Below are 19,982 nucleotides of genomic sequence, written 5' to 3' on the forward strand. Positions count from 1 at the left end.
GCATCGGTTTCTTCATGAGCCATCCGCTCCAGGTCATAATGATGTTTTTTAAGTAATTTCACCAGATAGGTAGGCGTGCCCGTTTCAAACCAATAACTGCCGAACTCCTTGCGTTTGAAAGCATTAAGCAGGCTGAACGGATTGTACATACCTATAGAATTGTGTGTAAAATGGTAGCCGTCATAAGACTTTCTCAGTTCCTCACAGAGTTCATCATACGTTATTCCTCGCGCTGCTGCAAATTCATGGAGTTCTGCTTCCAGATTTTCGTGGATTTCACGTTCACTGACACCACAAATTTCGACATACTCATTCCACATTGAAATATCATCCAGATTGTTCAGGTCACTGAACACACTGACTTTGCCAAACTTTGTTACACCGGTAAGCAGGGCAAACTTAATGCAACCGTCCTTCGTTTTCAAAGCTCCATAAAATGGCTTCAAGGTATTTCGGAATTGTTTTTGGAGCTCTTCATTACCAATGGCTTGCAGCATAGGTTTGTCATACTCATCTACCAGAATAACTACACGTTGCCCCGTCTTTTCGCAAGCACGCTGAATGATACCGGCAAAGCGCAGAGAAAAGGATGTCTCGGACGGACGGGTACCATATTGGCTTTCCCAATATTCAAGGTTATCATTCAATATTTTATCCAGACTTTCCGACGTATCATACTTTTCGATATTAAGATCCAGATGCAATATAGGATATTTTACCCAATCCTTTTCCAATTTCTCTACTGCCAGTCCTTCAAACAGTTCCTTTTTTCCTTGGAAGTAAGCCTCTAAGGTAGAGATGAGCAGACTCTTTCCGAAACGCCGCGGACGACTCAGGAAGTAATAGCTTCCGGTTTTTACCATTTGATACATCAATGCCGTTTTATCAATATAGAAATAACCGTCATTACGAATCTTTTCAAAATTCTGAATACCGATAGGATATATTTTATTGCTCATATTCTCTGCTTTTATAAAAAAACACCTGTCATGCAAAGATATATATTTTTAATAGAACTCTTCACCATGGCAAGTTAAAAGATTCTTTTCCGTAATTCATTCTGCATATTTGCCTGAAAACTCAAAGCTTGCAAAGAGAATCCCTTCTCACTCCTCTTTCTCCATACGTAAACTTACAAGCTCAACCCATTTCTTTAAATCAAGATCAAAGCCGCCTTTCTCTAACAAATGAAGAGCACCACCATAATGAAGGGCAGCATCTTCCCTATCACTGTTTATCCTACAAGACAACTCGCCAAGACAATACTCGAGACGAGCCATTTGAAGATAGTCCACTAGAGTATAATCGTCTTCTACAGACAATTCTATCAATTCCTTTATCAACGCATATGCTTGTTCACATTGCGTATAAGTTAAATCAGAAAGAGGCTTATTCATAACAGGGTGCTGGGTCAACTGAACAATGATTCGATTAAAGTATCCGTACATATTTTAAATAATTTGCCGTATCAGTTCCCGATGGTACGAAGGTTTATATATAAAAAGAGAGAGCGCAGGAACTATCTGCTTATGTCAATCATAGGTATCCGCTAAGACCCCCAGTGAACATAAGTGATAGTCCCACGCCCAATTGAGTATATAGCAAAGATATATACAAATGTGCGCGAGACCTGTCACCTATCGCCATTCACTGGTAAAAAATTAGCGGATTTTTATGATTGAATGCAACAAATAACCGTTCTCAATAAAATTATCAAAAAACTTACTTTCTTCGCTCGAAAGTAAACTACGACAAAAGTAGCAATTTATATTTAGCAAGCAAACAATATTGACTAAGAAATAAGCACTTCAAGCTAATTTATTTGATTCTTCTAAAAAAATTAGCTACTCTAGAAACGATTTTAAAAATCATTTCTCATATTCTCATTGCTTACATGACAACTATTTATTAATCAACAATATAGTACTATGAGAAATAAAATCAGAAACGGTATTTCTCATAGTTTTCCTATCATTTCACCTTAAAAATCATGTATTTCTCATCCTTATTTAAATCATTTCTCATTGTGCCTAAAACAGTAGGAACCCGATTTGAACAATCTAAAACATTTATTATACACTTGAAAAAGGTATGGATGACCGTTCAATAAAATATCTGTGGCAAAACTTAAAGACCATAAAATAATAATCGGACTCAAGGCAAACAGCAAAGAGGATACCGCTTAGTTACATATTACCAAGCAGTTATCAAGAGGATAGAAAGCGATATACGCATATTTTTCTATAAGCATTTCTATCGTTGCACTAAAGTGGACAGGCTTGTTTACTCTAGTGCACAGGCTTAGCCACTCGAGTGAAAAAAGCTGTTCACTCGAATGGACAGGGCAGACGCATTATATTTATTACTATATTCTTATTTGTTATTTCTTTGCTATATTATTGATTATTAATGTATTATCGTTTGTTTATGTCGACTATTTTTCTTATCTTTATAAGATATTTTAAAACATAAACTAACATGAAAATTGGTATAATTGACCTTTGTAAACAAATAGAAGATCCTAGGATGAACCGCAGAAAAGTACATAAAATGGAAACCATTATCTATATATCCATTGCTGCTGTAATCTGTGGCGCCCAATCCTGGAATGAGATTGAGGAATTTGGCAATGCGAAAATTGCTTTTTTCAAAAGTCGCATACCTGACCTGGAGTTCATCCCCAGTCATGATACTTTTAATAGATTCTTCAGTATAATAAAACCTGAGTATTTTGAGTTGATCTTTCGTAATTGGGTAAAACAAGTCTGTCAGGAGGTGAAAGGCGTTGTAGCTATAGATGGCAAGCTCATGCGTGGTCCAAGCCAATGTGATGGAGAGCATACTACGGGAAAAGAAGGATTCAAATTATGGATGGTTTCCGCCTGGTCTGCCGCTAATGGAATTTCTTTGGGCCAGGTAAAAGTAGATGATAAAAGCAATGAGATTACAGCTATTCCATTGTTGATTAACTCTTTGGAACTAAGTGGTTGTATTGTTACAATTGATGCGATGGGATGCCAGAAAGATATAACCCGGACCATTATTGAACGTGATGCAAATTATATTATAGCTATAAAGGAGAATAAGAAAAAAAATTATCAACTAGCTAAACAAATCATTGACGATTATCGGGATAGAGATGAAATAATCAATAGAGTCACCAGGCATGTGTCGGAAAATACCGGACATGGAAGAATTGAGAAAAGAACCTGTACTGTAGTCAGTTATGGTTCTATAATAGAAAAAATGTTTAAGAAGAAACTTGTGGGGTTGAAGTCTATTGTAGGGATAAAGTCGGAGAGAACAATAGTATCAACAGGAGAATATACTCAAGAGGTCAGATACTATGTAACTTCACTTGATAATACCAAACCGGAGGAGATTGCATCTGCCATCAGGCAGCATTGGTCTATTGAGAATAATCTCCATTGGCAACTGGATGTTACCTTTCGGGAAGACTACAGTAAAAAGGTGAAAAATGCAGCCAGAAACTTTTCGGTGGCAACAAAGATGGCGCTTACCATACTAAAGAAGGATAAAACAACAAAAGGAAGTATGAATCTGAAAAGACTAAAAGCAGGATGGGATGAAAACTATTTGTCACAACTTTTACAGGAAAATAATTTTTAATGCGTCTGCCCTGCTCGAATGGAACAAGACAGATGGCAATAGAAAAACATAGCAATGATTAATCAAAAACATAGAGACAACAGGTGAACGACATAAAAACAAGCTATAAAACACAGGAAGTTGATAGGGAGTTGATAAGAAGTTGACAGGGTATTGGCAAAAAGTTAGCAGGGCATTAGCAGAAAATTGACAGGGAGCTGGCAAAAGGGCGATGGGTTGACTGACGAAAAAGCCAAAGAAAAGAAGAACATTGAATCAGGCAAAATCAGAAAAGAAATATAAGGATAATGGATGAGAAATGCGATAAAAAAGAGAAAAATCCATGAGGATAAGGCCAAAGCCTATGAGAAATGGTTGAAAGAAGTATGATAAATACATGATTTTTAAAGTAAAATGGTAGGAAAACAATGAGAAATGCCGTTTCTGATTTCATTTCTCATTCAGTTATATCGCTTATTTACAGACAGTTGTCACTCAAGCTATGAGAACATGAGAAATGAATTCAAAATTCGTTTTTAGTAGGTCATACGCTGAATAAACTTTTTTCGAGAATCAAGGCAGGGGGAACGCTCAATAATAAAGAAACAATGCACGCTTTACCCGTTTCAGGACTGAACAATATAGAGAATTGCCAAATTAACGAAGGCCGAGTTTCATACCTTACAGACTGCATGCGCATAATACTTGTATAGGAGTAAGATTTTGTGTGTTCATAATAAAGTGTTTTTCAATTCAGTTACCAACCTGTTTCATTCCATCCGGCTGCGGAATACCATTGCAAATTCTTAAAATAAGCATTCCATTTTGAAAAACTTTCGTACGGAATATAACAACCAATACCTGAATACACCTCAGGATCTATATTCACAAAACCAGCATCATCCACATAATCTTTATAAACAATAACCTTTGACAGTTGTTCTTCAAAAGCAGGAGGAATATTGTTACTTGTCAGTTCACGCACAAAAGCTCGAAAATCATATGTTGAATAATTTAGCGGAGAACGTCCATAACCATAATTTGTTTGAAAATAATTTATTTTATTACTATCAAACCTAGTCAAATTCCCCTGATACTGTCCCATAATCGAATGAGTTATACTTGCCAACGCTTGCATTTCATCCGTTTTTATCACGGCAATGGTAGCCCAAGGAATACGTTCCGTACATTCATTTTTATAGAAATCAACATAATCTTTCGCTACATTTATTGCATTTTGTTGCGCATTATCCGCAGCCAGCAAATATTTTACCATTTTAAAATAGGGAAATCCTTTATCCCATACCTCCGTAGGGGAAAGTATTAAATAATCAGCAACATTTCTTAATTCATAAGCAACCTCCACTTGAGACATTAAACAAGCATCAAATAGTATATAATCAAAATGAATACCTGATTGCTTCAAAGCGACCGATAAATCAGGTATATTAATTTTAGCTCCACTATCATCTCCAAAAGAACGACTTTTACTATCATCTATCGGCAACCATCCAGTAGCATGAGAGCCAAAAATCAGACTATACTTTTCAGCAGGACAATAAGCTTCTACATCCTTCAGAACCCTATTTATAACTTCATTAGACACAGAATTCTGACTACTATAGGTTTTTATTACTTCTCTTTTACTAACTTTCCCCTTGCCATCCACTTCATATTTAAATAAAGTCGGATCTGGGAATTCGCTTTTCCTACTCCCACCGTCCCAATAGATTACAAATGTACCAGGAGATGTAGCCTTGGTCAATCCCTCCTCTACTGACGCTATATTACTGTATATATCACCACTTATACTGTTGTCGGCAACAAGATACATGAGAACTGTTTTTACGGTTACCGGAATAGGCGTATCGTCATCATCGCCACAAGCAGATAAAATAGCCAACAACCCTACAAACAGGGATAATATTTTAATCTTTTTCATAATATTTTCATTACTAACGGGACAAAGATAAAAAAATAAGAGATGCAAAACTGCATCTCTTACCATATTAACATTAACAATTCAAGTATTATTCTTCCGGTTTCGTAAAGTGGAATTTTTCCGACTCAATCTTCGATACCGTTATTCTCTTATTCCTTTTATATTTATTCAGAATCTTCGTTGCTTCCTTCTCCAGTTTCTTTCTGTTTTCCGAGAAGTAAATCATGCAGGTACTATTCTGCTGCAACTGATTATCTTCCAGATAATTCTTTAACTGATAACTATACAATTCACGATGAGCCAGGAAACCTTCCTTGCTGACTTTTGCACTGTCCAATATCTGAATATCCGTGAAATAAACAACCGAGTCAGTAAATGACGCAGAGATTCCAAAAGCATAAACAGGTTTAGAGTGGTCTTTTTTCAGAGAAAAAGCGGAGCACATGGTAAACACAAGTGCAATGGCAAATAGTATTTTTACGTATTTCATATCATATAATTTTAATTGTGGCAAAGGTAACAAAAAAGAGGAGATATCCTCTATTTATCTTGAAGAAATAGCATTTCTTAGTCATAGACCCATAGCAGCACAGGCTTCTTTTCCGCCTTGAGCAATGCATCTACTTTCCTCATTACATTATCGGAGATTACAGGACATCCTTGGCTGATACCTAACGGAAGATGCATCGGATAAACTTCCGTTTCGGGCATAGGCGAATAAGAATGAAGGACGATGATGCGCTTGAAAGCATTGTCATTCGTCACTTCCAGACCATGCAGTTTATAATGCACATTGATTCCCCATTTACTATACGAACGTATGCCGACCTTATACTTCCCCAAAGAAGAGCAATAACTCCCTTCCACATTACTGAAAACAGGTTTGGAAACCGTACTGTTCTTACCGTATCCATGCGCGCACAGACTGGCATATTTGATAGAATCCCCTTTCATATCCCAGACAAAGAACCGCCTTCTTCCCGAATGAATACTGAAATCCACCAGGAAACAGTAATTCGTATTATATCCGTTTTTCAAGCAATAAGCCTTTGCCACCTGCGCCTTTTCCCGCAAGCGCTGTTCGGTTTTAGCAGGCACGACAGATTCAGAAGCAGTACATCTTCCGTATGCCACCCACCCCACTCCCAGAATGATAAGAATAGACAGGACTAAAAAAAACTTCTTCATAAGGACACCATAGTATTAAAAACAGAAACAACAGATGATATTTCAAATAAGACACTTAAAAGAAGATACTTAAAATAAAAAGCCGCATAAGTACATTCTTCTATATGAAAAGTGCTACTTATGCGACTCAAGTTCTTTTTTCTTTCAGAAACTGATATTTCTTACTTATCCCAAGTAAGATTTGAGCAATTTACTACGATTACTTTGTCTAAGTCTTCTAATTGCTTTTTCTTTAATCTGGCGAACGCGCTCACGTGTGAGGCCGAATTTATCGCCGATTTCCTCTAACGTCATTTCTTGTTGTCCGATACCGAAAAACATCTGAATGATTTCTTTTTCTCTATCGGTTAACGTAGAAAGAGCTCTATCAATTTCCCTCGCAAGAGACTCATTAACAAGAGAACGATCCGCCATAGGCGAGTCATCGTTCACCAACACATCCAGCAGGCTGTTGTCTTCTCCTTCCACGAAAGGCGCATCCACCGAAATATGACGGCCGGACACCTTCAGTGTATCAGAGATTTTATCAACCGGGATTTCCAGTTCGTCTGCCAACTCTTCAGGAGACGGACGCCGCTCGTTTTCCTGTTCGAACTTCGAGAAGGCTTTGCTGATTTTATTCAGCGAACCTACCTGGTTCAACGGGAGACGAACAATACGCGACTGCTCTGCCAATGCTTGCAGAATAGACTGACGAATCCACCATACAGCGTAGCTGATAAACTTGAATCCACGTGTTTCATCAAACTTTTCGGCAGCCTTAATCAGTCCTAAATTGCCTTCATTAATCAAGTCAGGCAAACTCAAACCCTGGTTCTGGTACTGTTTGGCCACAGATACGACGAAACGAAGATTGGCACGTGTCAGTTTCTCTAATGCCACACGGTCACCCTTACGAATGCGTTGAGCGAGTTCTACTTCTTCCTCGACAGTAATCAGGTCTTCACGGCCGATTTCCTGCAAATACTTGTCAAGAGAAGCGCTCTCTCTGTTAGTGATACTTTTGGTAATCTTTAGTTGTCTCATTCTTTAAAAACAGATTTGGAGTGCAAAGTTACGACAAATAATTTGTTAACATACAAAATTAAGTAACTTTTACACTAAATTTTTCTACTAATAAAACAAAAAGAGATGCCGACAAGTTGTCCGTCGGCATCCTTTTTCTATTTCATTAGCTAATCCTGAATCTTATTACCTTATTTTATACCTTATTCCTGAGTCAAGTCAACTGCGAAGTATCCGCGTTTACCGGACGGGAACACACCTGTCAGGAACAATACCTGGTTCGGTGATTTAACAGCAGCTTTCATTACTTCTTCAAGGTCGCTGACTTTACGCATCGGCTGGTCGTTTGCTTTCAGGATGATGAATCCTTTGCGAACTCCCGCGTCTGACATCTTACCGGAAGAAACTCCTGTCACTTGCAGACCGTAGCCCAAATTCAATTGCTTCTTCACGTCATCCGGCAACTCTTTGAAAGCAGCTCCCAGGATTTCCATACCTGCATCTTTCACAATCTTGGTAGTACCCTGTTCGTTCTTCAACGTTACTTCGACGGTCTTTTCCTTCTTGTCACGCATCAGTTTCACTTTCACCTTATCACCCGGACGATGTTTAGCGATAGCTTCCTGCAAGTCTGCCATATTGGACACTTTCTTGTTGTCCAGACCGATAATTACGTCGTCCACCTTGATGTCAGCACCGGATGCAGAACCGTTTTCAACGATTTCAGAAACCCATACGCCATCTACGACACCCAGTTCTTTGGCTTTATCCGCCAATGTCTTACCGGATTTGTCAATCGGCTGACGGTCGTCCATCAAGCTGCTACCGATAGAGCCGCCACGGATACCGAGCAATGCACGCTGTACAGTTCCATATTGTTTCAGGTCGGCAATAACTTTCGTCATAATACTGGTCGGGATAGCGAAGCCATATCCAGCGTATGCTCCTGTCGGAGAAGAAAGCACGGAGTTGATACCCACCAATTCACCTTTGGCATTGACCAATGCACCACCACTGTTACCTTGGTTGATAGCGGCATCCGTCTGGATAAATGATTCTATACCACCACTATACACTCCCAACGAACGTGCTTTTGCACTTACGATACCTGCGGTTACGGTAGAGTTCAGATTGAACGGGTTACCTACTGCCAATACCCACTCTCCTACTTTCAATGCTTCGGAGTCTCCTACCGGAATAGTCGGGAAATCATCCCCTTCGATTTTCACCAATGCAAGGTCGGTGCTTGGGTCAGTTCCAATGACACGTCCTTTGAATTCACGGTTGTCATTCAACTTCACGCTGATTTCGTCAGCACCATCAATTACGTGGTTGTTCGTTACGATATAGCCATCCTTTGAGATGATAACTCCCGAACCGAAACCCACACGAGGTTGTGATTGTATCTGACGTTGCTGTCCGCGTCCGTCACCGAAGAAGAAATCGAAAATGTCCGGCGCCTGCTGAACAGTTCTTGTTTTAGCTTCTTGGGTAGACCTTATATGTACAACAGCATGAAGAGAGTTTTCCGCAGCCTGGGTCAAATCGATAGGTTGAGCGTTCACAGCATCAAAAGCAGCCAATTTCACATTGGGATTCTGCTTGAACATCTCATTAAAAGATGTTTCTGTGGCAGTCTGGTTGGATTGCAACAATTTGTAGGTTGTCAATCCTGCAACTCCTGAGCTAAGAAGAACGATTGCTCCTACTCCCAGAATGTTCTTTGTTGTCTGTTTCATGATTTATAATTCTTTAAAATGTTAATATTCGACATTGTTTTAACTTTTACGACGTTAAAATAATAACAAATATCGTTCACTTATTATACTTGTCACTCTTTTTTGTCCTCTTTTAACAGAGAATATTTAGAGCTTAACAGCGGTTAACGACAGCACCTGACAAATTTACATTCGTTGTATGTCAGTTGTCATTAACACTCTGACATTCATTCAGTAAGACTAGATTTTCATGACAGCTATTCCGGGCAGGAGTTACCGCGGCAGATAATAGGGATTGTGTTCCGTCGTATTCATCCCCTTCTCCTTATTTATATAAGGCAGGAAACGGACAGCAAAAAGCAGACGTCCCGTATTAAATTCATCATAGTTCTTATCCGCAGGTTCAAAACTGCTGATATGCACATCTCCCAAAGCATGGATAAACTGCTTATCTCCGAGATAAATCCCCACATGGGAGATTCCTTCCTTTTGTCCGGCAGTGGCTTTCCGGCCGAAGAACACCAAATCTCCGCGTTGCACATTGGAGAAATCAGGCGCAATTTCGATACGTTCGCCTACATACGCTTGTTGCGACGCGTCTCTCGGAATAATAATATCGTGCATGAACAGCACCGTCCGAACCAAACCGCTGCAATCTACCCCTTTCGAAGAAGTTCCCGCCCATAGATAAGGGATTCCCATCATCGTATAAGCCGTTTCGATAATACTTTCAACATCTTGTTTGAGGGAAGCTCTCCATTGGGTTTCGGGCTGCGAGATAGATTTCGGGATATAGGCTTGCCGACCGTCCGGATAAGACACTTTATAGAAATGTCCTTTATTTCCTTCCCATTTCAGACGATTGCCTGCCACGACATCAGATACGGGTTGTGATTTTTCATCCGGCTTCTCGTAAGTAAATCCGTAATGTGAGGTCACGACAATCTTTTCCGCACGGTTCCATCCATTATATTGTTCTTTGGACATGGGAGTGATTACCATCCGGTGTACCCATCCGGTATAATCGTCCGGTGTCTGAATCTCATACCAGCCCGTATATTGAAGCACCTTGACGGGCATTCCCAATAATGCCTGCGTACTCATGCCGGAGGTAAACTTACCTTCTTCGCGCATATTGCAAACAGAAACATGTACTACCCCATAGGCCGAATCAGCAGGCATGGGGCGTATCTCCTGTGCTTTCAGGCTTGTGGCAAGAATCACCGGCAAGCAACAGAAAAAGAGGATATTTTTCTTCATCGAATCACGTTTTATGAATAGCAAAGGTAGAAATTATTTCTATTTATGGTACTTTCTTTGGCTAAAACAAAATAAATGACGTACTTTTGCAGTCTAAAGCAGTTGGCCGGTCTGTCGCGTGTACGTCAGCGTGCAGGAGGAAAGTCCGGGCAACACAGAGCATCCTACTTCCTAACAGAAAGCTGTCCGCGAGGGTAGAGTAACGTAGAAGAAAATAACCGCCGCTCCTTTCGGGGAGAGGTAAGGGTGAGAAGGTGGGGTAAGAGCCCACCAGCCGCATGGTGACATGTCGGGCTGTACGTCTTAGGAGTTGTAAGGTCATGTAAACCGGCGTTATGAGAGTTGCTCGCTCCATGTCGGAGGGTAGACCGCTAAAGTGTCGTGGTGACACGCCACTCAGATAAATGACAGGCACCTTATTTATATAAGGTACAGAACTCGGCTTATAGGCTGACTGCTTTTTCTTTTTTTTAAACTATGAGCCATGAAGAAGAAAATCACTGATATATGGAAATTCCTCACGTATGACATCTGGCGCATTACGGAAGGTGAAGTGACAAGAACGAAGTTCTCGCTCTACAATATCATCAAGACCATCTATCTCTGTATCAACCGGTTTACGAAAGACCGGATGGCAAATAAAGCATCGGCTCTGACATATAGCACCCTGCTTGCCATTGTGCCGATACTGGCTATCTTGTTCGCCATTGCACGCGGATTCGGATTTGACAATCTGATGGAACACCAGTTCCGCAATGGTTTCGGTGGGAATATAGAAACCACGGAAGCAATTCTCTCTTTTGTTGATTCCTACCTCTCACAAACTAAAGGCGGCCTTTTCATCGGTGTAGGCTTGGTGATGTTACTATGGACGGTCATCAACCTGGTCAGCAATATAGAAATCACATTCAATCGTATTTGGGAAGTAAAGAAAGCACGTTCCATGTATCGCAAGATTACGGATTATTTCTCCATGTTCCTGCTGATGCCGATTCTGATTGTTGTCTCCGGCGGTCTTTCCATCTTTGTAAGTACCATGCTCAAGCAAATGGACGACTTCGTGCTACTGGCTCCTATCATGAAATTCCTGATACGGCTCATACCTTTTGTGCTGACCTGGATGATGTTCACGGGACTCTATATCTTTATGCCGAATACCAAAGTGAAATTCAAGCATGCATTCATTGCAGGTATCCTGGCAGGAACCGCTTATCAGATATTCCAATACTTATATATCAGCAGCCAGGTGGGCGTATCAAAATACAATGCCATTTACGGTAGCTTTGCCGCCTTGCCTTTGTTCCTGCTTTGGCTGCAAATATCCTGGACTATCTGCCTGTTCGGTGCAGAACTGACATACGCCGGACAGAATATCCAAAGTTTCAGCTTCGACCAGGACACCCGGAATATCAGCCGGCGTTACCGGGACTTTATTTCTATTCTGATTATGTCCCTCATCGCCAAACGATTTGAAAAGAACGAGCCGCCATATACCGCTTCGGAAATATCGGAAGAACATAAAATCCCGATCCGGCTCACCAATCAGGTACTTTATCAATTACAAGAGATAGACTTGATACATGAAGTTGTGACCGACACAAAAAGCGAGGAAATAGGCTACCAACCGTCAATGGATATTAACCAACTGAACGTAGCCATCCTGCTCGACCGACTGGACACCTACGGCTCCGAGAATTTCAAGATTGATAAAGACGAAGAATTCAGTGACGAATGGAAAGTGCTGACCGAATCCAGAGAGGAATACTATAAAAAGGCAAGTAAAGTATTACTGAAGGATTTATAAGAAGCAAGAATAAGGAAGCACTGCCTTAAATCGTGAAGATGAACTTGACACAATTATAATAAAGAAAAAATGAAAAAACTACTAATCAGTGCTTTTGCCCTATGTTTTGCAGGAGCAATCGCAGCACAGGAATCCCCGCTATGGATGCGTCATTGCGTCCTATCGCCGGATGGTACAACCATTGCCTTCACGTACAAAGGAGACATCTACACCGTACCGGCCACCGGCGGACGTGCCACACAAATCACTACCAATCCGGCTTTCGACACAGAACCGGTATGGAGTCCCGACGGAAAACAAATCGCCTTTGCGTCCGACCGTATGGGAAGCCTCGATGTTTTCACCGTATCCAAAGACGGTGGAGTCCCCCAACGCCTGACCACGCACTCCGGCAGTGAAAAGCCCGTTGCTTACAAAGATAATAATCATATCCTGTTTACAGCTAATATCGCGCCTTCCACCGAAGATGCCGGATTTCCTTCCGGACAGTTTCAACAGATGTATGAAGTAGCCGTGACAGGCGGACGCCCCGTCATGTTTTCATCCATGCCGATGGAATGCATCTCCATCAATAAAGACGGAATATTGCTCTATCAGGACAAAAAGGGATACGAAGACTACTGGCGCAAGCATCAGGTATCCCCTATCGCCCGTGACATCTGGAGCTATACTCCCGGAAAGACACCGGTTTACCAAAAGCAAACGACTTTCGGTGGTGAAGACCGCGAACCGGTTTGGGCTCCCGATGGCAAATCATTCTATTACCTGAGTGAAGAGAAAGGTTCTTTCAACGTATTCCAACGTACTCCCGGAGCCGCTACCGCCAAGCAGATTACTTTCCATACCAAGCATCCCGTCCGCTTTTTAAGCGTAGCCGCCGACGGTAAACTCTGCTACGGTTATAACGGTGAAATCTATACACTTGCTCCGGGTGGAAAACCGCAGAAAGTAAACGTTACTATCCTGTCAGACAAGAATGACAAAGACATTATCCGCCAAATCAGGTCGAACGGCGCTACCGACATCGCCGTATCTCCCAAAGGAAAAGAAGTTGCGTTTATCATGCGCGGCGATGTCTACGTCACTTCCATTGACTACAAGACAACGAAGCAAATCACGAACACTCCCGACCAGGAGCGCAATCTGAGTTTCTCTCCCGACGGACGGACGTTAGTTTACTCTTCGGAACGCAACGGACTCTGGCAGCTCTACACTTCAACCATCGTGCGCAAGGACGAAAAACAATTCACCTATGCCACTGAATTGAAGGAAGAACGCCTGACGAAATCCAATGTCGCTTCTTTCGAGCCGCAATTCAGCCCTGACGGAAAGGAAATCGCTTTCCTTGAGAACCGCACCGCTATCCGTGTCATTAACCTGAAAAGCAAAGCAGTGCGCACGGTCATGGATGCCAAATACCAGTATTCTTATGCAGACGGTGACCAATGGTTCCAGTGGAGTCCCGACAGTAAATGGATTCTTTCGGACTTCATCGGCATAGGCGGCTGGAACAATAAAGACGTCGTATTACTCAAAGCCGACGGAAAGGGTGAAATGGTCAACCTGACCGAAAGCGGATATGGCGACAGCAATGCCAAATGGGTACTCGGCGGAAAAGCTATGATATGGAACAGTGACCGTGCCGGATACCGCAGCCATGGTAGTTGGGGAAGCGAAAGAGACGCTTATATCATGTTCTTCGATGTGGATGCCTATAACCGCTTCATGATGAACAAAGAAGACCTCGCCCTGCTTGAAGAAGCTGAAAAAGCAGAGAAAGCCGAAAAAGATAAAAAGGAAAAGGCTGAAAAAGAAAAAGCCGACAAGAAGAAAGACAGGAAAGGAACGAAGAAAGACGATAAAAAAGAAGATAAGAAAGAGGACGCAGACAAGAAAGAAGAAGTAAAACCACTCATTTTCGACCTTGAAAACCGTTTTGACCGTATCGTTCGCCTGACTGTTAATTCTTCCCGTCTCGGTGATGCCGTACTTACTCCGAAAGGTGACGCACTCTATTATCTTGCCGCATTTGAGGGTGGTTATGATTTATGGGAACATAAATTGAAAGAGAACACCACTAAAATATTGTTGAAAGGAGTCGGCGGTGGCGCATTAATACCCGACAAAGAAGGAAAGAACATCTTTATGTGTACAGGCGGACAACTGAAGAAAATAGAAATTGCCGGCAGCAAAATCACCCCGATTAGCTTTGAGGCTTTCTTTGATTACCGTCCTTACGAGGAACGCGCGTATATCTTTAACCACGTCTACCAGCAAGTTAACGACAAATTCTATGTTGCCGACCTTCAAGGAACTGACTGGAAAGGATACAAAGAAGCATACCAACGCTTCCTGCCACATATCAACAACAACTATGACTTCGCCGAAATGCTGAGCGAAATGCTCGGAGAGCTGAACGCTTCACATACCGGAGCCCGTTTCGGAGCAGGTAGCAGCGCACTGCCTACCGCTACATTAGGTGTATTCTATGACGAATCATACAAGGGCGCAGGATTGAAAATTAAAGAAATTCTCGCCCAAAGTCCTTTTACGCAGAAAAAGACAGATGTGAAAGCAGGATGTATCATCGAAAAGATAGACGGAAAAGCCATTGAAGCCAATGCGGATTATTTCCCGTTATTCGAAGGCAAAGTAGGACGTAAAGTCATACTCACCGTATATGATCCCGCTACCAAAAAGCGTTTTGAAGAAACAGTAAAAGCCATCAGCTATGGCGCTCAAAGCGAATTGCTCTACAAACGTTGGGTAAAACGTTGCGCCCAAAAAGTGGAAGAGCTTTCCGGTGGACGAATCGCTTATGTACATATCAAAGGAATGGATAGTCCGAGTTTCCGCAAGATGTATTCCGAACTGTTGGGACGCTATCGCAATAAAGAAGCGGTCATTGTAGATACCCGTCATAATGGCGGCGGATGGTTGCACGATGATGTAGTAACGCTGCTTAACGGAAAAGAATACCAGCGTTTCGTTCCACGCGGACAGTACATCGGCAGCGACCCGTTCAACAAATGGCTGAAACCATCATGTATGCTGACCTGTGAAGACAATTACAGCAACGCCCACGGCACCCCATACGTATATAAGACATTAGGCATCGGCAAACTGATAGGTGCTCCCGTTGCCGGAACCATGACTGCCGTATGGTGGGAACGTCAGATAGATCCGTCTATTGTATTTGGTATTCCGCAGGTAGGCTGCATGGATATGCAGGGAAAATATCTTGAAAACCAGACTTTGCAACCTGACATTCTGGTCTACAACGAACCGGGAGCGAGCCTGAAAGGTGAAGATGCCCAACTGAAAGCAGCAGTAGACCATCTTCTGAAAGAGTTGTCAAAAAAGAAGTAAACATGCCATTATAAAAGCCCCGATTGCGGGGCTTTTATAATAAGCTATTTATCAACGATTTAATGCATCTGTTATGGTTTAAATGAAATAGATCGTTCCTTTAAAAGAAAGGCATCGTTGGTTTTAAAGGAATGACCTCTTCCTTTTAAACCAACGATGCCTTTCTTTTATATAGTAATTTGTAAGTGTGAAATATTTACCTTTTAGAATCAGTAATGGTTGTAAGATACCACTTTCTCCTTCGGCTTCCTCATCTTCTTGCGTTTCTCCTTCACCGGATAGCCTATCGCAATATCCAGCAGCACACGTTTGGAAGCGGGAATTCCCGTCAGCCGCTTCATTTCCTTTTCGTCAAACCAGCCCAGGATACACGACCCCAAGCCTTCACTTTCAGCAGCCAACGTGATATGAGCGGCGGCAATTCCAATATCAATCAACGGAAAATGCTTATCCTTCACTTTCCCACCTAGCAAAGAAGTGATATTAGCCGATTCTTCCACAACCAGAATATGCACGGGAGCATCCTTGGCAAACTTGTTCATTCCCAGTCCTGCCGCCGCTTTGCCAATCTTCAAAGCCAGTTCACGGTCAGTTATTACCACAAACTTCCACGGCTGCGCATTACAGGCAGAAGGAGCCATACGCCCCGCCTCTAAAATCCGTTCCAGTTTGTCAGCTTCCACAGGGCGTTCCTTATCATACGCCCGGTCACTCTGACGTGAAAGCACCAATTGCAGAAAATCACCGGATTCCATCTTACTTATATTGAATCATCCGGCTGATATACTTACCTATAATATCAAACTCGATATTCACCACACTGCCGATGGTAAACGTATGGAAGTTGGTATGCTCATAAGTATAAGGAATGATAGCCACCTGGAAAGTATCATCCGTAGGATTACAAACCGTCAGGCTGACACCGTTCACCGTCACCGAACCTTTATCTACAGTGATATATCCTCGTTTCGCCATCTCCTTGTCGCACGCATATTGGAAAGTGAAGTACCAGCTTCCTTCCGCATCCTTGATATCAATGCAGGTAGCAGTCTGATCCACATGTCCCTGCACGATATGACCATCCAGGCGACCATTCATCATCATGCTACGCTCTACGTTCACCTTATCTCCCACTTTCAGCAGACCCAGATTAGAACGTTCCAGCGTTTCCTTCATAGCAGTCACCGTGTACGTATCATCCGTCATGCTCACTACCGTCAGGCATACGCCGTTATGAGAAATACTCTGGTCGATTTTCAACTCATTTACAAATGAACACTTAAAAGTAAAGTGTATATTCTCCTGGTCTTTCACCAGCGCTACCAAGGTAGCATATTCTTCTACGATTCCGGAAAACATAATGTTATTTACGATTTTACGATTAAAAAAACTCTTTTTTATATACGGCTCAAAGATACAAATAAGCTGGCAGGAAAGAAAATAAGAGCATAAAAAAAAGGGGCTTTTCACAAAGCTCCTTTTTTCAGTTTTCAATAGGTATTAGTTTTTTTTAAGGTAAAAAGATTGTTTTCAGGATAACGGTGCAAATATAGGTGCTTTTACCGATATTATCCAAATTATAAAACATGTCATATAACATCTTTTTGAAATTTCTTTGGATTTATTATCATTTGAGCAAGAACACCCGTAACCTGTCCGTTACAGGAGACAAATATAAGACAAATTTCCAAGGAGCACTAATTTCTGTTTAAAAATATGCGAATATTTATTTCTCGGGATAGTGTTCCTCTGTTTTTCCACGATGCTTCAAGACCTTTGCATCAACGAAAAAGACGATCTCTTCGGCGATATTCGTGATGTGGTCGCCTGAACGTTCCAACTTACGGAATACACTGACCAAGTCGAGACAGGTAAGCGCAGTCTCCGGATGTTCAATGATATAGTTCGCCAGAACTCCGGTGGCTTCCGCATTGATTTCGTCCAAGAGATTATCTTTGGCAAATACACCTGCCGCCAGTTCGATACTCTCCTCATTCAAGGCACGCTTCGCCAGTTCGAGCATCGACAATACCTCTGCCTGCATTTCCGCCAGACGAAGGCGGTTCATCAGTTCCGCATCGAGCACCGGCTCTTTACAGCGAATCACAAAACGGGCGATTCCTTCTGCAAAGTCACCCAAACGCTCCAGGTTCGTATTGATCTTCAGCATCGCCAACACAAAACGGAGGTCGATTGCCACCGGGTTGTATAAGGCAATAATATCTTCCACGTCACTGTCTATCTTCAACTCGAAAGCATTCACCCTGCGCTCACGAACCATCACCTGTTGAGCCAGTTCCTTGTCAAGCGTCAGTACAGCCTCTCCGGCACGGTCAAGCTGATTATATACCAATGTCCACATTTCATCCACTTCCTTCTTCAACAGGATGAGTTCCGATTCTATAAACTTTACCATAGTCTATTCTATATAAATGATTAATATTTTATCCAAAGCGCCCCGTAATGTAATTCTGCGTAGCCTCTTTCTCCGGATTGGTGAATATCTTTTTCGTCTGGTCGAACTCCACCATTTCACCCAGATAAAAGAAAGCCGTCTTATCGCTGACACGGGCTGCCTGCTGCATATTGTGCGTGACGATGACAATCGTATAGTCCTTTTTCAGTTCATGAATCAATTCCTCTACTTTCGCCGTCGAAATAGGGTCGAGCGCAGACGCAGGTTCGTCCATCAACAGCACCGAAGGAGATACCGCCATCGCACGGGCAATACAAAGGCGCTGCTGCTGTCCGCCGGAGAGCGCATAAGCCGATTCCTTCAACTTATCCTTCACCTCATCCCAGAGAGCCGCCCCTTTCAATGTTTCTTCCACGCGCTGGCGGATGAAAGCGTTATCTTTCACCCCATTTACCCGAAGTCCGTAAGCCACATTCTCGAAGATGCTTTTCGGGAAAGGGTTGGGACGTTGGAACACCATTCCCACATTCTTGCGCAACTCATCCACTTCCACGCCCTTCGCATAGATATTCTGTCCGTCGATACGGATTTCCCCTTCCAGGCGGGTAGCGGGAATCAAATCGTTCATGCGGTTGAAAAGCCGGAGAAAGGTAGACTTTCCGCAACCGGAAGGGCCGATAAAGGCAACGACCGACTTCTCTTCAATCTGCATACTGATGCCCTTCAACGCATGGAAATCACCATACCAGAAGTTCACGTCACGCGCGTCTATTTTCACTGTATCCATATACTTATTTAGTTCGTTTTTACTCTTTTCTCAAAATATTTTCTCAACGCATTTGCCAGCAGGTTCACCAGCAGGATAATCACAATCAATACCAATGCCGTGCCGTAGGCCAATGGCAACTGCGCTTCCATATCCGTTCCACTCGTAGAAATCACATACAAGTGATAAGGCAACGCCATACACTGATCCAGGATACCGGTCGGCAACTGCGGCAGGAAGTACGCGGCACAAGTAAACAGAATCGGAGCCGTCTCACCCGAGACACGTCCCAATGCCAAAATCAGCCCTGTGATAATATTCGGCATCCCCATCGGCAGAATCACGTGCCAGATGGTCTGCAACTTGGTCGCTCCCAATGCCCGGCTGCCTTCACGCATACTGTCGGGAATCGCTTTCAAGGCTTCTTCCGTTGTCCGAATGACCAAAGGTACGCAAAGCAAACCTAATGTCAAAGCCCCCGCCAGGATACTATCTCCAAAGCTCATGTAATTGACAAACAGCGCCATACCGAACAGACCGAATACGATAGAAGGAATACCGCTCAGGTTATTGGTCATCACCCGTATAAAGCGTACCAACTTCCCTTTCGGCGCATATTCATTCATATAAATTCCACTCATCACCCCTATCGGGAAAGCAAACAACGCACTGCCCGTCATCAGATAGAAAGTTCCGACGATAGCCGGCCAGATGCCGCCCCCTGTCATACCGTCCGTAGGAGACGATGTGAGGAACTCCCAACTGATAGCACCGCTCCCCTTATAAATAATGAAGCCCAAAATCGCGAACAATATCAGCACGATACAAAGACTCAACAGTCGGAATATCCCGAAAGCAATCTTCTGCGAACGGTGCTTAGCCTTATTATTACTTCTTATTTCCAT

General features: G+C 42.5%; 16 protein-coding genes and 1 other RNA gene. 4 read left to right on the forward strand and 13 right to left on the reverse strand.

Features of this window, described 5'->3' with window-relative positions; genetic code table 11:
- Together BQ7997_RS01320 and BQ7997_RS01325 are read right to left on the reverse strand one after the other, a co-directional pair.
- Positions 1 to 959, reverse strand: a 959-nt coding sequence (locus BQ7997_RS01320; RefSeq protein WP_159436736.1) for an ATP-binding protein, incomplete at its 3' end; no start/stop codon positions are given.
- Positions 960 to 1,106: 147 nt separating this feature from the next.
- Complete coding sequence (locus tag BQ7997_RS01325) at positions 1,107 to 1,448, reverse strand: hypothetical protein (protein ID WP_044657227.1); 342 nt, start codon at positions 1,446 to 1,448, stop codon at positions 1,107 to 1,109.
- A 1,030-nt stretch (positions 1,449 to 2,478) separates the two neighbouring features.
- Between BQ7997_RS01325 and BQ7997_RS01330 the strand changes: the two genes are divergently transcribed.
- Complete coding sequence (locus BQ7997_RS01330; protein WP_073342810.1) at positions 2,479 to 3,630, forward strand: ISAs1 family transposase; 1,152 nt, start codon at positions 2,479 to 2,481, stop codon at positions 3,628 to 3,630.
- Between the two features lie 736 nt (positions 3,631 to 4,366).
- Here the strand turns inward: BQ7997_RS01330 and BQ7997_RS01335 are convergent.
- The 6 genes from BQ7997_RS01335 to BQ7997_RS01360 all read right to left on the reverse strand — a co-directional run bounded on the left by BQ7997_RS01335 (position 4,367) and on the right by BQ7997_RS01360 (position 10,722).
- Positions 4,367 to 5,551, reverse strand: a complete 1,185-nt coding sequence (locus BQ7997_RS01335; RefSeq protein ID WP_073342813.1) for a clostripain-related cysteine peptidase — start codon at positions 5,549 to 5,551, stop codon at positions 4,367 to 4,369.
- An 88-nt stretch (positions 5,552 to 5,639) separates the two neighbouring features.
- Positions 5,640 to 6,041, reverse strand: coding sequence for a hypothetical protein (locus tag BQ7997_RS01340; protein ID WP_022136626.1), 402 nt, complete (start codon positions 6,039 to 6,041; stop codon positions 5,640 to 5,642).
- Between the two features lie 77 nt (positions 6,042 to 6,118).
- A complete protein-coding gene (locus BQ7997_RS01345) occupies positions 6,119 to 6,739 on the reverse strand; it encodes a murein L,D-transpeptidase catalytic domain-containing protein (protein ID WP_022136625.1) in 621 nt (206 codons plus the stop codon).
- Positions 6,740 to 6,904: 165 nt separating this feature from the next.
- The gene (locus BQ7997_RS01350; RefSeq protein WP_002561589.1) at positions 6,905 to 7,765 is read right to left on the reverse strand and encodes a sigma-70 family RNA polymerase sigma factor; all 861 of its coding nucleotides are present in this window, start codon (positions 7,763 to 7,765) and stop codon (positions 6,905 to 6,907) included.
- A gap of 182 nt (positions 7,766 to 7,947) precedes the next feature.
- Positions 7,948 to 9,483, reverse strand: a complete 1,536-nt coding sequence (locus tag BQ7997_RS01355) for a trypsin-like peptidase domain-containing protein (RefSeq protein WP_022136623.1) — start codon at positions 9,481 to 9,483, stop codon at positions 7,948 to 7,950.
- A 252-nt stretch (positions 9,484 to 9,735) separates the two neighbouring features.
- Complete coding sequence (locus tag BQ7997_RS01360) at positions 9,736 to 10,722, reverse strand: C40 family peptidase (RefSeq protein ID WP_073342816.1); 987 nt, start codon at positions 10,720 to 10,722, stop codon at positions 9,736 to 9,738.
- A gap of 98 nt (positions 10,723 to 10,820) precedes the next feature.
- Here BQ7997_RS01360 and rnpB point away from each other — a divergent pair.
- From rnpB to BQ7997_RS01375, 3 genes are all read left to right on the forward strand, one after another.
- Positions 10,821 to 11,184, forward strand: an RNA gene (gene rnpB / locus BQ7997_RS01365) — RNase P RNA component class A.
- Between the two features lie 22 nt (positions 11,185 to 11,206).
- Entirely contained in the window at positions 11,207 to 12,526 is a 1,320-nt protein-coding gene (locus BQ7997_RS01370) for a YihY/virulence factor BrkB family protein (RefSeq protein ID WP_022136641.1), read from the forward strand.
- Between the two features lie 69 nt (positions 12,527 to 12,595).
- Complete coding sequence (locus BQ7997_RS01375) at positions 12,596 to 15,895, forward strand: S41 family peptidase (RefSeq protein WP_073342818.1); 3,300 nt, start codon at positions 12,596 to 12,598, stop codon at positions 15,893 to 15,895.
- A 209-nt stretch (positions 15,896 to 16,104) separates the two neighbouring features.
- On the opposite strand, the gene BQ7997_RS01380 is transcribed toward BQ7997_RS01375, so the two are convergent.
- From BQ7997_RS01380 to pstA, 5 genes are all read right to left on the reverse strand, one after another.
- On the reverse strand, positions 16,105 to 16,650 hold the full coding sequence (locus BQ7997_RS01380; RefSeq protein ID WP_073342822.1) for a nitroreductase family protein: 546 nt from the start codon (positions 16,648 to 16,650) through the stop codon (positions 16,105 to 16,107).
- Position 16,651: 1 nt separating this feature from the next.
- Positions 16,652 to 17,254, reverse strand: coding sequence for a riboflavin synthase (locus tag BQ7997_RS01385; RefSeq protein ID WP_022136644.1), 603 nt, complete (start codon positions 17,252 to 17,254; stop codon positions 16,652 to 16,654).
- A gap of 367 nt (positions 17,255 to 17,621) precedes the next feature.
- Positions 17,622 to 18,311 (reverse strand): phosphate signaling complex protein PhoU, encoded by a 690-nt coding sequence (gene phoU / locus BQ7997_RS01390; RefSeq protein ID WP_022136646.1) that lies wholly within the window; start codon positions 18,309 to 18,311, stop codon positions 17,622 to 17,624.
- A gap of 28 nt (positions 18,312 to 18,339) precedes the next feature.
- Positions 18,340 to 19,098 carry a phosphate ABC transporter ATP-binding protein PstB gene (pstB, locus tag BQ7997_RS01395; protein ID WP_022136647.1) on the reverse strand — a complete coding sequence of 253 codons (759 nt, stop codon included), beginning with the start codon at positions 19,096 to 19,098 and terminating at the stop codon, positions 18,340 to 18,342.
- Positions 19,099 to 19,106: 8 nt separating this feature from the next.
- Positions 19,107 to 19,982, reverse strand: a complete 876-nt coding sequence (gene pstA, locus BQ7997_RS01400) for a phosphate ABC transporter permease PstA (RefSeq protein ID WP_073342825.1) — start codon at positions 19,980 to 19,982, stop codon at positions 19,107 to 19,109.

The organism is Bacteroides congonensis (assembly GCF_900130125.1).
In the GTDB taxonomy this organism is placed as follows: domain Bacteria; phylum Bacteroidota; class Bacteroidia; order Bacteroidales; family Bacteroidaceae; genus Bacteroides; species Bacteroides congonensis.

Bases quoted from the DNA above. Each gene is read 5' to 3' on its own strand.
- BQ7997_RS01375 (WP_073342818.1), top strand. From the start codon at position 12,596: ATGAAAAAACTACTAATCAGTGCTTTTGCCCTATGTTTTGCAGGAGCA.
- BQ7997_RS01380 (WP_073342822.1), bottom strand. From the start codon at position 16,650: ATGGAATCCGGTGATTTTCTGCAATTGGTGCTTTCACGTCAGAGTGAC.
- BQ7997_RS01340 (WP_022136626.1), bottom strand. From the start codon at position 6,041: ATGAAATACGTAAAAATACTATTTGCCATTGCACTTGTGTTTACCATG.
- pstA (WP_073342825.1), bottom strand. From the start codon at position 19,982: ATGGAAATAAGAAGTAATAATAAGGCTAAGCACCGTTCGCAGAAGATT.
- phoU (WP_022136646.1), bottom strand. From the start codon at position 18,311: ATGGTAAAGTTTATAGAATCGGAACTCATCCTGTTGAAGAAGGAAGTG.
- BQ7997_RS01345 (WP_022136625.1), bottom strand. From the start codon at position 6,739: ATGAAGAAGTTTTTTTTAGTCCTGTCTATTCTTATCATTCTGGGAGTG.
- BQ7997_RS01330 (WP_073342810.1), top strand. From the start codon at position 2,479: ATGAAAATTGGTATAATTGACCTTTGTAAACAAATAGAAGATCCTAGG.
- pstB (WP_022136647.1), bottom strand. From the start codon at position 19,098: ATGGATACAGTGAAAATAGACGCGCGTGACGTGAACTTCTGGTATGGT.
- BQ7997_RS01350 (WP_002561589.1), bottom strand. From the start codon at position 7,765: ATGAGACAACTAAAGATTACCAAAAGTATCACTAACAGAGAGAGCGCT.
- BQ7997_RS01385 (WP_022136644.1), bottom strand. From the start codon at position 17,254: ATGTTTTCCGGAATCGTAGAAGAATATGCTACCTTGGTAGCGCTGGTG.
- BQ7997_RS01370 (WP_022136641.1), top strand. From the start codon at position 11,207: ATGAAGAAGAAAATCACTGATATATGGAAATTCCTCACGTATGACATC.
- BQ7997_RS01360 (WP_073342816.1), bottom strand. From the start codon at position 10,722: ATGAAGAAAAATATCCTCTTTTTCTGTTGCTTGCCGGTGATTCTTGCC.
- BQ7997_RS01355 (WP_022136623.1), bottom strand. From the start codon at position 9,483: ATGAAACAGACAACAAAGAACATTCTGGGAGTAGGAGCAATCGTTCTT.
- BQ7997_RS01325 (WP_044657227.1), bottom strand. From the start codon at position 1,448: ATGTACGGATACTTTAATCGAATCATTGTTCAGTTGACCCAGCACCCT.
- BQ7997_RS01335 (WP_073342813.1), bottom strand. From the start codon at position 5,551: ATGAAAAAGATTAAAATATTATCCCTGTTTGTAGGGTTGTTGGCTATT.